14 protein-coding genes are annotated in these 16,545 nt (G+C 38.7%); 6 read left to right on the top strand and 8 right to left on the bottom strand.

Features of this window, described 5'->3' with window-relative positions; all coding sequences use genetic code 11:
• Positions 1-2: 2 nt before the first annotated feature.
• Positions 3-2,768, bottom strand: coding sequence for a TonB-dependent receptor (locus N6H18_RS00315; protein ID WP_262309853.1), 2,766 nt, complete (start codon positions 2,766-2,768; stop codon positions 3-5).
• Positions 2,765-3,496, bottom strand: coding sequence for a hypothetical protein (locus tag N6H18_RS00320; protein WP_262309854.1), 732 nt, complete (start codon positions 3,494-3,496; stop codon positions 2,765-2,767). The genes N6H18_RS00315 and N6H18_RS00320 overlap by 4 nt, the downstream gene beginning before the upstream one ends.
• 498 nt (positions 3,497-3,994) lie before the next feature.
• Between N6H18_RS00320 and N6H18_RS00325 the strand changes: the two genes are divergently transcribed.
• The 6 genes from N6H18_RS00325 (at position 3,995) to N6H18_RS00350 (ending at position 10,294) form a co-directional block, all read left to right on the top strand.
• Entirely contained in the window at positions 3,995-4,414 is a 420-nt protein-coding gene (locus N6H18_RS00325) for a response regulator (RefSeq protein WP_262309855.1), read from the top strand.
• Entirely contained in the window at positions 4,415-5,539 is a 1,125-nt protein-coding gene (locus N6H18_RS00330; protein ID WP_262309856.1) for a sugar transferase, read from the top strand.
• Between the two features lie 104 nt (positions 5,540-5,643).
• Entirely contained in the window at positions 5,644-6,714 is a 1,071-nt protein-coding gene (locus N6H18_RS00335; RefSeq protein ID WP_262309857.1) for a glycosyltransferase, read from the top strand.
• Between the two features lie 3 nt (positions 6,715-6,717).
• Positions 6,718-7,614, top strand: coding sequence for a glycosyltransferase family 2 protein (locus N6H18_RS00340; RefSeq protein WP_262309858.1), 897 nt, complete (start codon positions 6,718-6,720; stop codon positions 7,612-7,614).
• Complete coding sequence (locus N6H18_RS00345; protein ID WP_262309859.1) at positions 7,598-8,245, top strand: acyltransferase; 648 nt, start codon at positions 7,598-7,600, stop codon at positions 8,243-8,245. Before N6H18_RS00340 ends, N6H18_RS00345 begins: the two co-directional genes overlap by 17 nt.
• Positions 8,246-8,314: 69 nt before the next feature.
• On the top strand, positions 8,315-10,294 hold the full coding sequence (locus N6H18_RS00350) for a T9SS type A sorting domain-containing protein (RefSeq protein WP_262309860.1): 1,980 nt from the start codon (positions 8,315-8,317) through the stop codon (positions 10,292-10,294).
• A 55-nt stretch (positions 10,295-10,349) separates the two neighbouring features.
• On the opposite strand, the gene N6H18_RS00355 is transcribed toward N6H18_RS00350, so the two are convergent.
• The 6 genes from N6H18_RS00355 to N6H18_RS00380 are packed head-to-tail and all read right to left on the bottom strand — an operon-like array spanning position 10,350 to position 16,533.
• Complete coding sequence (locus N6H18_RS00355) at positions 10,350-11,087, bottom strand: SDR family oxidoreductase (RefSeq protein ID WP_262309861.1); 738 nt, start codon at positions 11,085-11,087, stop codon at positions 10,350-10,352.
• A 2-nt stretch (positions 11,088-11,089) separates the two neighbouring features.
• Complete coding sequence (locus N6H18_RS00360) at positions 11,090-12,439, bottom strand: FAD-binding oxidoreductase (RefSeq protein WP_262309862.1); 1,350 nt, start codon at positions 12,437-12,439, stop codon at positions 11,090-11,092.
• Positions 12,423-14,042, bottom strand: a complete 1,620-nt coding sequence (locus N6H18_RS00365; RefSeq protein WP_262309863.1) for a hypothetical protein — start codon at positions 14,040-14,042, stop codon at positions 12,423-12,425. The genes N6H18_RS00360 and N6H18_RS00365 overlap by 17 nt, the downstream gene beginning before the upstream one ends.
• Positions 14,043-15,059: an acyltransferase family protein gene (locus tag N6H18_RS00370; RefSeq protein WP_262309864.1), complete on the bottom strand. Its 1,017-nt coding sequence runs from the start codon at positions 15,057-15,059 to the stop codon at positions 14,043-14,045.
• Positions 15,032-16,039 (bottom strand): HTTM domain-containing protein, encoded by a 1,008-nt coding sequence (locus tag N6H18_RS00375; protein ID WP_262309865.1) that lies wholly within the window; start codon positions 16,037-16,039, stop codon positions 15,032-15,034. Before N6H18_RS00375 ends, N6H18_RS00370 begins: the two co-directional genes overlap by 28 nt.
• 2 nt (positions 16,040-16,041) lie before the next feature.
• Positions 16,042-16,533, bottom strand: coding sequence for a hypothetical protein (locus N6H18_RS00380; RefSeq protein ID WP_262309866.1), 492 nt, complete (start codon positions 16,531-16,533; stop codon positions 16,042-16,044).
• Positions 16,534-16,545 lie beyond the last annotated feature (12 nt).

The following is a 16,545-nucleotide window of genomic DNA, read 5'->3' on the forward strand; positions in this document are numbered from 1 at the left end:
ACTTAGAAAGTAAAATTATAGGTGATGGTAGGAATAGGTGTTGGGAAAACTGTCATCTTATACCCTTTGACCTCTCCATCCTCTACTTTGAAAAATACCGAATAAACATTGTCTCGGCCTAGCAAATTGTAAATCGAGAATGACCAAAAAGAATGTGCTAACTTCTTGATTTTATGATTCCCTTCTATATTGATTCCCAAATCCATCCGGAAGTAATCGGGAATACGATAGGCATTTCTATCCGAGTACAGTAGACTCTCAGAACCCTGAAAATTATACTTACCAGTCGGGTAGGTCACAGGTACTCCAGTAGCATAGACCACATTCAAAGTCATTGTCAACCTTCGGGTAAATTTATAATTAGTCACAGAATTGATGTAATGCGGTTTGTCATACCCTGTAGGGAAATACTCGCCTCCATTGATGACCTCATCTGGAAAATCTCCATCCAACTGGATCAACGAGCGAGAATAAGTATAATTGATCCAACCAGTCAACCAACCAGATGTTTTCTTGAGTGACAATTCCAAACCATAGGATCTGCCCTTGCCTTGCAGCAAATCAGTTTCGATGTTTTTGTTGAATTGTAAATCAGCACCAACTTTAAAATCCAAAAGGTTTTGAATGTGCTTGTAATACAGCTCCGCAGAAGCCTCTACCATGTGCTTACCATAGAAGTTGCGGTAATACCCAACGGAAACCTGATCAGCTATCTGAGGTTTGATATGTGCATTGGACAATCTCCACATATCCGTAGGAGCAATCGATGCAGAGTTTAACAACAAGTGAATATTTTGTCTTGTTCTATTGTAGCTTGCCTTGACCGAATTAGTCTCATTAAGTGAGTAACGAGACGACAACCTAAACTCTGGTCCATGATAGGTCTCTATGATCTCATTCTTGTCATAGTTATCCACTTTGCTGATAAAATCTATATCCACAGGCTCACCTTCGGTATACCTGTTGACCTGCCCAGGGCCCAACACATTGAAGATTGAATACCTGATACCTCCCTCGACCGATATCCGGTCATTGGGACTATACAACGCAGAAAAGTAAGGTGCGATTTCCAATGATTGCTCCTGCCCCACTTCGTCCTTTTCGATCAGTGATTCACTTCCGGTTGGATTTTTGACACCAGGCACCACTTGCGTATGCTTGACCTCCGTCCCAAATTTGTAATTCAACTTCTCATTGACATAATAATCAAATTTGGCAGAAGCATGATTTTCCTTCACCCCATAATCGATCCTAAATGCTTGGGTAGGCAATACATCATAGCCAATATCATAATCATAATGGCTAATCCCTACATTGAAATCTGCCAACAATTTAGAACTAAATACATGCCGCCAATTCGATGACAACAATTTATTAGCATAAGAAAAATCAGTGTATGACAACAACGTGTCAGAAGTCAATTGGAAGCGATCAAAACTGTAGTAACCACTCAATGTAACCGTGTTTTTATCATTGATCTCATAGTCGAGCTTTCCGACGAGATCATAAAAAGTCACTTCATTATTCTTGAGTGGAGAATCTTTGATCTTGTTGATCACATAATCCGAATAGGTTGCACGCCCCCCAACCATAAATGTCGGTCCATTTTTAAAAGTAGGACCTTCGAGCATGATCTTGGAAGTGACAGGACCAATCCCAGCGACACCACTTATTTTTTCTTGATTGGGTTCTTTGGATGAAATGTCAAAAACTGATGAGAGGCGTCCACCAAATTCTGCTGGAATAGCACTTTTGTACAATTCCATTCCAGACAACGCGTCTGAATTGAATACAGAAAAGAAGCCAAAGAAGTGATTGGTATTGTAAACTGGCGTACCATCAAACAAGAACAGATTTTGATCGGCTTTTCCTCCTCGGATGTTGATACCTGCTGATCCTTCGCCCAAATATTGAACACCAGCTGTAGTGGTCGCTACTCTCACCATGTCCTTCTCACCAAGCAATGCTGGAACAATTTTCAGGCTTTCTGGACTAATTTTGGTCATCCCCATTTGAGGACTTTTGGTATTGGCTTCTCTTTCGGCGCTAACGGTCACGGCATTCAATGCGATGACATCCACCTCCATATCAACGTCCAGTCTCCCGTCCGAATAGACCATCAGACGTCTGTAGGTATTTTTCATATTGACCGATTGGATTAAAATATTTCGTTTCCCATTCGGTACATTGAGAGAGAAAAAACCCTCCTCATCGGTAGTAGTTCCTACGAAAGGACTCTCGATGTACACATATGCATCAGGTACAGGCTTGTCCGTTCCGATCTCACGAACATACCCAGCTACAACACTGCGCTTGTTTGGTTCATATTGCTTTCTATTCCCAATGGTAATCAGTGTTTCCTCCAGCCCCAGACCTTTTGCCTTTTGCTCTCTGGTGAAAAACACTTCTTCCAGATCGGTAGGCTCACCAGCATCTTGTCTTTGCGTAATCAACGGCGTTGTGATGATTTCTACATTGTACAACAAGATGACCTGATCTCTTTGCCTATAATAGGTAATGGCTGTCTGAGAGAGGAGTGCATCAAACTGTGACATGACATCACCACTGTAGTCTATAGATCCATGTACATACACGTGACTCACCCATTGATCCTTGTAAAAAAATTGCAATTGAGTATGCTGCTCTATGTCGCGAATCACATTCTGAAGCAAGGTAGAATCTTGGGATTGGCTCGCAATGGCATTCACACTTTGACCATTGACAGTCCCACACACAATCAAGAATGCAAGTATTGATAAATATTTCATAGGGACGGTACTAAGCTTTCACAGTAATCCAATACAGTAGCCAAATCTGTCTCATCCTTGAGGTTCATGTATGTCAAATTGGATTTAATGAATTTTTTGATGTCATTTTTATGAGCTGGAAATATATCGTACAGGCTTTTCTTATTTCTGAACTTATAATAGCTGGACCCAACTTGTATAAACAAGATATCCGCTTCATCATACTCTACAGACTGTGGCCCGACACTGCTTGTTTTGATTCGTTTGGCCAACAGACGAATTTGATCACCTTGATACACCACTTGATAAAATCCCTTTCCGTATGGCGGTTCTTGACTTTGCAAATTCAAAAAAAGACTCTCTCCAATGGTAAACTGCGTGATTTTCTTTTGATTGGGTTGTAGCGCTGGATAACTCGATCGGTACATACCACTATTGTCTACAATCAACAAATCTTGAAAGGTATTGTAGAGCATCCTTATATCATTAAAAGATTGATTTTCAATAATTAAAAACCCTTCCTTCCACGCAGCAGATTCAAAAAACTGATGCTCCAAAACTGTCTGACTTTGGATTTTGTAATATGTCCCCTCTGCAATTGGTGTATGTTCTCTACCGATGGTTTGATTATACCATGTCTCAATCCCCTCATTTAGGTTCAGATCAACTACCGAAATTTGTGCCCTTACAGTAGGTGAATGCAGCACCATGAAACACAATACACAGCACAAAAGTCTAATAATCATCATGCAAAACAGAAACGGGATTAACAATATTGAATCGTACCAATAGAGGATGAGCGTAATATATAAAAATAATCGTTTCATTAGTACGCACATGTATTTTTACTGATTAGAGCATGTCAAAAAACAGCATATTATACTTAATGGAAAACTACTTGGGTGCTCTTCCAAATAAGTAATATCACTTAGGAAATACTCATAATAGAACTAAATCAAGATTTAATATTCATTCCTTACTAATCTGCATTTTTTCTACTCAAAACACATAATTTTTAAACCCTGATAAGGTTTGTAAGTAAACATATTCTATTAAATTTGATATTATGATGATGACGTAAGTTACTATTAAGCGGCTATCGAGAAGTAGACAGCTTTTCTTTCAATCCAATCACATTTCTTCAGCTAGCAGTGTGAGAAAGAGAAAAATAAATTGACAGCTTAGTACAACCAGTTATGGTGATTCCTGAACAAAGTCAGTAATTTTCATCATACTAAAACTTAACCATGTATCTACTAAAAAACCGCCCAACCAAGAAAAAGTCTGTATTGCTCGTAGATGATAACAAAATCATGTGTCGTCTTACAACTAAAATTCTTGAACAGAATTTTACGGTACACTCATTTCATAGTGCGATTGACGCCATCAATTGGCTGTCAGAAGGGAAAAATATTCCTAATGTGATCGTGTCAGATATTGCCATGTCTGATATGAGCGGATTAGAATTTGGACAATTTCTCAAGCTCAATGGTCTCTACGAACATATCCCTTTGGTCTATATGTCAGGTATTCCTGAGCATGAAGTAACCAACTACCCTGTATCGGTCAATTACAGTGCCTATGCCCAAAAGCCATTTTGCCCAGACGGGCTCGTACGGATGCTGGAGGATGTGACTAATTTGACAACCACAGAAACACAAGCATAAGTGAGTGATTTTATTAGCACAGAGGTGTTGGATGCCAAGTCCGATGATCAGATAGTTACGGTCAATATTCAGGAAGATCTGAACCAACCGATTATTGTCTATCTGGGGTCAGAATTATTGTCGAATATCCAAAACATACTTGATAGTAAGTACCAGTTGATCGATGGACAAAACATTGAGAAGTTCATTTCTTTGCTAAAGGACTGGAGCAGGCATTTCCATACCCTTCCTGAGGTAATCTTGATACACGACTCTCTTTTAGCTGATCTCTCAAAAATCAAATTTGATGAGGTGAAGAAAAAAAGTGGTTTCAAAACCGTGCCCGTCATTGTTTTTTCCAATCAATTGAACAAAAAAGTCAAACAACAAGCATGGTCTATAGGCGCTGACGAGTACTTCCACGAGCCTATTAAGTTTAAATCACTCATACCTAGGATAAAATTCTATAAAAGACTCAAAGCTGCTGGTTTTTCTAGACAAGACGCAATCCTCAAAAAGGACAAAGTCTACAAAATGTATTTTCTAAAGAGATCATTCGATATAGCTGTTGCAGGTACGGCCTTACTCTTGTTCTCTCCAATATTGATTTTAGTAGCGATTGCCATCAAATTGGAATCTAAGGGGCCAATTTTCTACGTCTCTCGACGAGCAGGCACAAACTACAAAGTGTTTAATTTCTACAAATTCAGATCTATGCAAGTAGATGCTGATACGCAACTCGAAAAACTAAAAGAGACCTCCAATCAGTATCAGGATGGCAATCAATTTGTCAAAATCAAGAATGACCCTAGAGTTACGCGGATTGGTGACTTCCTCAGAAACAGCAGCTTGGATGAGATTCCGCAGCTCTTCAATGTTTTAAAAGGAGACATGTCCATCGTGGGCAATCGCCCACTCCCACTCTATGAGGCCAAACTACTCACCACAGACAATCACGCAGAACGCTTTTTAGGGCCTGCAGGCATCACAGGACTCTGGCAAACAATGAAAAGAGGCAAAGCTGAAATGTCAGCAGAAGAACGAATCATGCTGGACAGGATATATGTTAGGAAGAATTCACTCCTGTTTGATTTCAAACTCATGCTCATGACCATACCTGCACTTATTCAATCAGAAAAGGTTTAATCACTATGTTTTTAATAGAAATACTTCTTATTAGTTATTTTATCTACTTTGTTAGCTACTCAGTCTTCTTTTCAATTGGTGGATTATTCTACCAACCTAAGAAAGTGTCGAAGCTTCCCAGTGCTTATAAGAAATTTGCAGTACTCATCCCTGGGTACAAAGAAGATCATGTCATTCTCAATTCTGTAGAAAAAAACCTTGAAATCAATTACCCAAAAAACAACTTTGATCTAATAGTGATAGCGGATTCATTTCAATCCTCAACGATTGAAAAACTTGTCCAGTACCCGATAATCATACAAGAAGTCTCTTTTGAGAAAAGCACCAAGGTCAAGTCATTGAAACTCACCATCAATGAACTTCCTGATGATTATGACTACATAGTGATCTTGGATGCAGACAACGTAATGGAAACTGACTACCTGTCCAAAGTCAACCTCTATCTACAGACTGCACCACAAGCTGCAGTACAAACTCAACGCTGGCCGAAAAACATCAATACGGATTTGGCTATACTAGATGGAATCAGCGAGTCTATCAATAACCATATATACCGTCAAGGAGCTGAAGCAACGGGTTTCTCAGTTTCGTTGAGTGGGTCAGGGATGATTTTTGAAAGAAATATCTTCCAACAGACCATTTCACAGATGGATAGCATTGGTGGTTTTGATCGAGAATTAGAGTTTAGACTACTCGAACAGGGTGTCAAAGTTCATTACTACAAAGAAGCCAAAGTACTAGATCAAAAAACAGACGATCACGGCAACTTCCAAAAACAAAGAACACGATGGATTTCTAGTCAATATGTGTATCTATTGAGATACTTGGGCAAAGGCTTCTTGGGTTTGCTAAAAGGCAATATTGTCTACTTCCACAGTACTGTCTGGAGAAACATCCAGTTGCCAAGGCTGATCAATCTAGGTCTGCTTACCATCTTTACTCTACTAGCGATTGTTCTACGCAATTACTTGAATATTTCTTACACCATTTGGATCCTATTGTGGGCACTCAATGCTGTTTCGATGATGATTGCTATTCCCAAAGACCTTTATAACAAAAAGCTGGTCGTTTCGATTCTGATGCTGCCCAAACTATTTATATCTATGCTCCTCATCCTGTTCAAAATAAAGGGTGCCAACAAGAAATTCATACACACCGAACACAAAGCAGTATAACTAATGTCAACCACACAACCACTTGTTTCTGTCATATCTGTCAACTACAACGAACCCGAGGAAACCGAATTATTTTTAGAATCATTGTATCAATCAGATTATCACAATTTTGAAACATTGCTAGTAGACAATGGTTCCAAGCGAAACATAGACCCTTCGGTTGAAAACAGGTACTCCAATCTAAGTCTTATTGTAAGTGAAAAAAATCTAGGTTTTGCAGGAGGAAATAATTTGGGTGTGGCCAAAGCAAAAGGAAAGTATCTTATCTTTCTAAATAACGACACATTATTACCTAGAGACTTTATTGACAAACTCGTCATGTTCATGGAGACCCACCCAGAAGCAGGAATGGTCTCTCCAAAGATTGTATTCCCAAATGGAAAAATACAATATGCTGGGTCTTTAGATATCAATGGAATCACAGGGAGAGGAAAAAGAATAGGGTATTTAGAAGAAGACCACGGTCAATACGACAAAAATTACCCCACCGATCTCCCACATGGTGCAGCAATGATTGTACCTGCCAAAGTCATCTCAGAGGTAGGTTCGATGTACGAAGAATACTTCTTGTACTACGAAGAGCATGACTGGAGCATGGCCATCAAAAGAGCTGGATACAAAATCTACTTCTTTGGGGAGACAAATATTATTCACAAACAATCAATCAGTGTGGGTATAGACAGTCCACTCAAAGTTTACTACATGAGTAGAAATAGACTACTTTTTCAGAAACGAAATTTTAGTCCTTTTAATACTGTATTGAGTGTGTTGTTTTATTCGTTCTTTGCCCTACCAAAGTCTTCAATCAAATATTTATCTTCTGGCAAAACAGCCCAATTCAAGAATTTATGGCGAGGTTATCTATGGCACTTAAATAAAAATTATGTTTTCAAAGGTTAAGAATAAGTGGCTACAATACAGGAAAGACAATCCAGACCACAGTACAATTAGCTTGTTTTTCAATGCAGTAGCTGGTGTATGGAGAATTGTAATGGCCAAATATTACCTAAGAAACTGTAGTCAGATAGGTAAATTCGTCAGTGTCAATGGAAGACCAAAAATAAAAAGCAGTGGCAAAATAATCCTCGGTGACGATGTGAGAATCTGGTCCAATATTGAGCAAACCAAATTGTTTACTGGTAAAAAAGGTCAACTCATCATAGGTAGCAACAGTAGAATCAACGGCTCCCATATCACCGCACAAAACAGAATAGAAATCGGGGACAATTGCAGAATATCTCCTTATACACTGATCATGGATAGTAGTTTTCACGATATTCATGATCATTTTACTGATGTAGAAGGTGAAACAATCATCATAGAGGATGACGTTTGGGTGGCATCCAAAGCCACTATACTCAAAGGCGTAAGAATAGGAAAAGGAGCGGTCATTGCTACAGGAGCTGTGGTAACCAAAGATGTTGCGCCTTATACTCTGGTAGGAGGAGTTCCTGCCAAGCTGATTTCCAAACTAAAAAACAATACAGAAGAAGATTCAACAGTTGTATCTTCGCCCACAATACTGACTTAAAAGCATATACAAGCAGCCTATGATAGAAAGAAATAATTAATCTTTTTTTAAACCAATTAATCTATAACTATGAAACCCCTACCTGTACTACTATTACTCATTATCCTGAGTCATGGACTCTATGCCCAAGACTGTGGGTGCGATCATACGATCGAACCCAAGGCCAACGGACAGGCATTTTGTGCCAATCCTGGTGTGGATTGTCCAATTACTTACGCCGAAAAAAACAACATTACTGACGTAAAACCAGGTGATGTGATCTGTATCAAAGCTGGCACATACCCTGGCTATCTCGATTTTTACAATCTTTTGGGTACAAAAGAAGAGCCTATTATCATCAAAAACTGTGGAGGAAAAGTCATTATTAATGCCATAGACAGTCAAGATGGAATGGACTTCTGGAATAGCAATGATGTACACATCACTGGAACGGGCGATCCAAGTACCTTTTATGGTATCCGTGTAAATGGAGGACAAAATGGTATTCGCCTCAACCACGTATCTATCAACTATGAAGTAGATCACATCGAAATCTATGACAGTGGAAATCACGGACTCGATCTAAAAAATGACCCTGATTGCCGAGACGAACGAAGTTTAAGAAGTGGGAACTACCCCAACGAAAGAGTAAGTGTGCATGACATATATGTGGATGGTACCAAATACGAAGGTTTCTACATAGGTGACTCTCATTACAACATCACCGTGCCTGGTACAGGGTGTACCGAAAATGTAGAAGAACAGTCTGTGCTAGATGTAGAAGTGTACAATTGTATAGTCAAAAATAATGGATGGGATGGGATTCAAGTAGGTAGTGTAATCGGGCAAGCAAGAATCTATAACAACAGAGTAGAAGACTATGGATTATTGTTGAACAATAACGACCAAGCAGGTTTTCAAATCAACCCTGGCACCAAGGCAGTTATGTATAACAACATCGCATTGAACGGTTCTGGAACAGCCTATTTTATCAATGGGGATGGATTGGAAATGTACAACAATATTTCATATAATTCGCTCACTGCACTTTCTGTTTTTGCTAAACTCACGAGTCCTGACTCTAAATACATCATCTATAACAACACCTTTTTACAGGCTACTTTTACAGGGCTATCTATCTTGCCTGCCTCTTTCACGATTCCTTCCAATCAATTCTACAACAACATTGTGCACTACACCCCAAACAATTGTAAACAGTGTACAGATGATCCTGCTTACAGGTACAAAATAGAGTTTGCTTGGAATGAGGAAAACGACCAAAACAACATCTACACCACAGATCTCTCGTCACTCAAGTTTGTCGATCCAGACAACTACAACTATAGGCTAACTACTGAATCTACATTGGCATTAGACTTGGGTGATTGTTCTCCATTCGCAAATATGGTTGCTGATTTTGATGGCTATGCTAGGGATTACAACGCTGCCTGTGACATAGGAGCATTTGAGTACACGATCCCCTCCGTCACTTTCAATGAACAATCAATTGATTTTCCACTCAATTCTAATGAGATCAAAAATTATACTCTGACTGGTTCGTATTTGAGAAGCAATATTAAAATTCCCGTTCCAGACAACTTCAGTATCTCAACTGACCCTGATAATTTTGAAGATATCGATACATTGTATATTGATATGGATCACATCAATTCCATCAATACTACCGTCTATGTGAAATTTTCACCTAATGGCATTGGAGAGTTTTCCGAGCAATTGATTCACATTACTGACGAACTAGGTGAAAAATCGCTTAAATTAACTGGAGAGTATATCGTCTTGTCAACTAAGAGTAACCTAGATGGTGTTAAAGTCTACCCCAATCCAGTAAACGATGAACACATATCATTGCATATTGACTTAGGTAAACATTCTTCTAAGTCTACAACTATGATCATGATAGACGCATCTGGCAAGGAATATTTAAGAAGACAATCTACCGAACAAACTTTCTCTATGGACATTCCCTCTACAATGACAAGTGGATTGTATTTTGTCAAAGTTATTATTGACAACAAACAAGAGTTAATTCAAAAGGTTTACATCAACTGAATACGAGATCCTATTCTACAACAATAAAAAAGGGGGAGCCTAAGCTCCCCCTTTTTTACATCTTTAGTTTCTTAAAAATCTGCTCTGGTATGCTACGAATGATCAACATGATCCATCTCCATACAAAACTCACGTAGATCGTATTCTTTTTCCTTAGCTGAGCTTTATAAATAACCTCGGCTACCTGCTCAGGCGATGAAGTCAATGCAGGAGGTAAATCCAAATGCCCAGTCATTTTAGTAGCTACAAAGCCCGGCTTCACTGTCATCACATGCAATCCTGAATGATACAGTCTATTGCGTAATCCATCCAAATAGACTGTAAAACCAGCCTTGGCACTGCCATAGAGATAATTGCTAGATCTACCTCTATCTCCAGCCACCGAACTAATACCTATGATAGTGCCAGATCCTTGTATCAAGAATTTTTCAGCGATACGATTGAGGATAGAGACAGCTCCCGTGTAATTGCAGTGTATAATCCTCTCACACTCCTTCCAGTCTTGCTCTGCTATGGATTGATCTCCCAAATAACCAAACACGCAAACTGCCAGATCAAGTTTAGTCAAACATGCCTCTTGGACAAAGACCTCATGAGAAGATATATCCTCTGCATCAAACTCCATCAATTCAACCTCCACGGCACACTTCAATTTGATATCTTCCTGATATGGAAGCAATCTTTCAACTTTTCGTCCCGCCATTACCAAATCATGACCCTCCCGAGCATACACTTGGCCAATGGCCATTGCCATATCTGAGGTTCCTCCTAATATCAATATCTTTTTTTTCATCTCTATTCTGTTAACCCCAGTCTTTTACTCAACTGCGATTCAAATTTTCCTCCTAGGTTATACTTCTTCAATACTGATTTCACCTCTGGCAGCTGAGGGTAGGTAGTTTCAAAAGTAGATCGGGACATTCTCGCGTCCTTGGACAAATAAATTCTACCTCCATATTTGATCACTTGCTCATCCATCAGATCCAAAAACTCAAAAAGCCCATCTTTGATAGGAAAATCCAAAGCCAGTGTATATCCTTCCATAGGAAAAGAAAACTCATTATCCTTAGCTCCAAACAACTTCAAAACAGCCAAAAAAGAACCATAACCACTCGTCCTAATCATGTCCAGCATCACTTTCAATCCTTCGATACTACCTTCCAGAGGTAGTACAAACTGATATTGAATAAAGCCCCTTCTCCCATAGAGTTTATTCCATTCTAAAATCGAGTCTAATGGGTAGAAAAATCCCTCATAATGTACCAACTTCTTGGATTGCTTCTTCCATTGTTTATGATAGTACAAAAAATTGAATAACCGAATGGTAAAACCATTCAATGCCCAGTTGGGCAAATCCATCGGCATCTTCAATTTCGGCTTGGGTGAAGATGTATGTGCCTTGGGTGATTCTTTGCCATTTACCTGCTCCTTGCTAGCATGCTCTCCCAGCATCAATACGCTGCGGCCTATAGACGACCCTTTTTGATAGCAGTCTATCCAGGCTACAGAGTATGTGTAGTCCTTGTGCTTTTGAAACAACTCGAAAACCTCCTCCAAATTGGACGCTTTGATGTTCAATGTATCTATGAGTGCATTATCTATTTTCTTGAGACGGATTTTGGCAGACAGTACCACACCAGTCAAACCCATTCCTCCATGTGTCAAATCAAACAATTCAGGATTGTCTTGAGCACAGACCTCCACGATAGTATGATCTGCTTGCAACAACTCAAACGACTCTACAAAATTTGAAAATGACCCCTCCTTGTGGTGATTTTTGCCATGTACATTGGATGCAATCGCTCCTCCTACTGTGATAAATTTCGTCCCAGGTGTCACAGGTAGAAACCATCCCTTTGGGACAATAAAGTCCAATATATCAGACAGTAAAATCCCACTCTGTACCTCGATGATCCCTGTCATAGGATCAAAAGCAAGAATCTTATTTAGTTTGAGTGTAGACAATACCTGCACGTTGAGAGAAGCATCACCATAGCATCGACCATTACCTCTAGCAATCACTCGCTCCTTCTTGTCAATTTCCTTTATGACGTCATCACAAAAAGCAGGTTCTGTCAATTCGGCTTCAATCACAGGGAAGCGTGTCCAGTTGGATAGTTTTGTTCTTCTAATCTTTTTTGACATAAACTTCTATAAACTCTGTTGTGTATTCACGAGGAGCCTGAAATGTAAATAATAACTGATACTCTTTCGAAAGTAATTCTCTTGTTGAAAATGGATAAAAATTATTCAACTGTGGGATAAACTCGAAGATCACCATATCATAATAGTCATTGCTAATTCTACTCTCGATCTTCTTTAATTCTCTATCAAACATGGCAACATTGAGATGATACCACAAAGGCATCCCCTTTTCCAGTTCAAAGCCCATAATATCTGCCAAAGGCGTCAACTCTGACATATTCAACACCTTGGGGTTCTCAATTCCACTTGTGACCTTCCATTGTTTCAATCGCTCGATGGCGTCAATACATTCTGGCGGCAATTTGATTTTATCAAACGCCTTCTCAGGACTAATAGACCAATTAGATTTATCCAATACTGTCGTATCTGCTACATTGGTATATGAGCTCATCGAAACCACATTCTTACTTGTCTCCTTTGGCGCGAGTAAGTTGGAAAAAATTCGACCTGCGTATTTCCAATATACCCCAGACCACCATACGAATATCAATACGACCAAAGGTAAAAGAAACTTGACCTTACTAAAATTGACATCAACCTTGATATTTGATAAAATGTAATAGAACATAAAACTATGAAAGTAGATGTTGCCATCTACTGGCACATAACTCGTCACTTGCAATACTGAAGCCTGTCCCAACACGCCTAATGTAAGCAACAAAAACAGCCCTTCATTTTTATTCTTAACCCAGCTCGTCCCTTGGCTAAACTTGAACATTACGATCAATACAATCAGCAAAAGGTAAAACTTAATAAAACTAGAATCTCCAAAAATCACACCGAGCAAATCCAGAACATTGACACGAGAATAATGAGGCTCCTGTCCATAGTTGAACCAATAACCAAATTCATGCGGCACCAAAGGCAAAATAAAGGCACATGCTATCGTAGCGAAAGACAATCCATAAACCACGATCGGTATCCATTGTCTTGATATTACAGTATAATATAGTAGCAAAAGACCTGAAATCAGTACAGCAAAAGCACCGCCATCCTGTTTCGTGAAGAATGAAAGGAAAGCAAATAAAGCAGACAATACAATCAAAACGATACTCATCCAGCCTCGGCTATCATCTTGTTTTAACACCGATAACAATAAGGCAAAAGCTACAAACTCAAATACTATGACTGTATGATTGTACCATGGCCAATAATTGAAGAATGAATATGAAACCACATACAAGAAAGTAGATGCAGCGATCAGTCCATAGTTCTTGGTAAAAGATCTCAGAATCGACATGAATGCTAGCCCAGATACGATGTTGATCACCACTTGAATCTTGATCAGTGAAAAGAAATATGGCCCAAACAGTTTGAATGAGAGTGCTGGCATCAGCCAAAAGGCATACCCCATCGGTAAACCAAAATCCACAAAGGGCATTTGTCCTTGATACATCCTATAAGCTCCCTCCCATGTCAAATAAATATTATCTCTGAATGGAACATTGACAAATAAAGGCACGCATGCAAAAACAGTTATTACTGCTAACTCAAGAACCATTAATTGTGTGGGACTTAATTCCCAATTAAAAAGACGTTTCATTTAACTACCGATTAAGTATCTACTCTTATTTTTAAATATCATTTTTACTATCATCACGAATACATAAGAAATGATTACCACCACACCCCATTCGATCAACCACTCATACCAAAACCTTGGGTACTCACTATGTAGAATTCTATTCATAATTACTCTCACACCCAAAATGACATAAAAATGGATGAAGTAAATGCCAAAACTTGTTTCAGCAAGCCGACTACACAAGTCTTTCCAAAAACTACCCTTGATCCTGTCCAAAAAATGCATCAAAACTGGTATAGCTACGACCTTCTGTACAAATATGAACTGGTGTCTCCATGGGAATTCATACAGACAGAAAACAAAAAGGACAAGTAAACCCAAACTCACTACTACTATATACTTGGAGACCCATTGACGTACCATTTCAAGATTGCGGCTATACCACATTCCTAGTACATATATCGACGCAAAGTGAACAAACATCCTTGGAATGTCATTCATGTTCTCCAAGTTGCGAGGGAACAACAAAGAAACAACCAAGAGCAGAGGCAGTAACCAATACATTCTTGGGCTGTCATCCCATAATTTAAAAATTGGTCCCAACACAAAAAAGATCGCTATCATAGGCAAATACCAAAGCGGTAACAAATGCGACCCTGTAGCAAGATAAAAGGCCAGTTGACACCACGCATTAGACTCTCCTATATCAGGCCAACTTTGAAGAGCCAAATATGACGGTCCGCTATACCATCTAAGTGTCAAAGCTGGAATAGAGACTATCAAATAAGGCAACATTACGTTGAGCCATTTTCTTTTGAGATATTTTTTATAATCAAATTTGTAAGCCAAATGCTGGAACAAATAGCCAGAAATGAACACATAAAATATGGTAGAGTTCAAGTAAACTGCACTTGTAAAAAAGTAAAAATTAGATTCCAAGTCAGCATACAGTAGATGACTTGATACTATCAGCAAAATCGCAATTCCTCTAAAATAATGTATGCCTCCTAAAAAGTCATTTTTTGTTTGATCCATTTAATCAGGTTGGTTAGATATGAATATAGATAGGGCCAATCTACGAGGCAAAGACATATCACTTGATAATCTAAGAATCCTAAGCCCATAAAAAGTCTAATTGAAAAATGAAAGCCTACGGCTGACAAAAGAAAAAACACTCTATACGGCTTCCAAAACAAAATACCCAGAGCTCCTAATTCAAACAATATTGTCACAACACTAAGCAACGACATCAGCCAATCACTTTTGGATAATATTTTTGTCCATTCTATTAACTGAGGCTTTGATTGAAAGTTGCCATAGGTATACGCAACGATCCCATTCGTACCTTTCCAATCCACAGATTCAGAAACAGGAATAAATTTTTGAGCGACTGGGTTTAAGAATGAAGCTTGGCCAGATAAATAATAGGACAACGTTTCTCCGTCCATCCAATTGAATGTACCATATCTTATTTTGGATACTCCCGCCGTAAAATACCCTAATACAATTAACAGCATTATCAGCTTAAGCCCCCAGTCATTGTACGACTCAATTTTCAACCAAGAATTAAACTGAAATCGATTTTTAATCAAGTTGTCTAAAGAGAAGTTTTTAATCCCAGGTGCCATCGATAGTACCAACAAGATTTGAACAGATAGTCCAGTTTCATGGTTGTAAATACCCGTGCTCGTATCAAAGTAAATGACCATCAGATATGTCAACGCATATATAGAAAGAGTCCATCTAGTCATCAAACCCAATGCTGCAAAACAACCCACTATCACAAACAGATAAAAGAACTGGGTAGGATAGCTTGAAAACAAAGCATACAAAGCATCTGTCAAAGCATCGGATCTATAAAACAATACAGGCTCGGAAAAATATGCTCTGAACTTATGACTAACAGTGATCAACTCCTTGAGGCTGATTAAAACCAGAAAAATTCGGAGTAAGGGAATATATGGCTTGTCTGTCCTTCTGAACAGTTGAAGATAAAGGCTATTGATCTTGCTCAAAATCATAGAGAATTAAATGATCTAGATTCAACATCATAATAGCCCAATGTATCAATCTTAAATGCACGTTCTGATGGAGTCAACCAGTCCATCAAAAGATAAATACCCTCTGTATCTGAATTCTTGGCAAGAATTAAATCACTCAATTTAAGAAAAAACGCCTCATTTCTTTGTTCGAAACCTTCTACCCCTCCTTCAAAATAACCCTGTGGAGATCCTGGTTCTGATGAACCATACACGTTGCTAAAATAATATCGCTTTAACTTGACCTCCCATAAACCATATTTGGGATAGTCAATGGGCTTCATTTCATTGTTTGAACTAGCAATAACAAAATCAAAGGTCACCGTTGTATCCTGTGTAGTCACATAGTGACCAAACATCGGATTATTAGAAAATGGAAAGTGCTCTTGACCTACAGTTATTTCAATCAGATTTGGTATCAAAAAAGCACCAAAAACAATAAATACAATAAGTGGATAAAATTTAGGCATGGTTAAAATTAC

This window comes from Reichenbachiella agarivorans, assembly GCF_025502585.1.
GTDB lineage: Bacteria > Bacteroidota > Bacteroidia > Cytophagales > Cyclobacteriaceae > Reichenbachiella > Reichenbachiella agarivorans.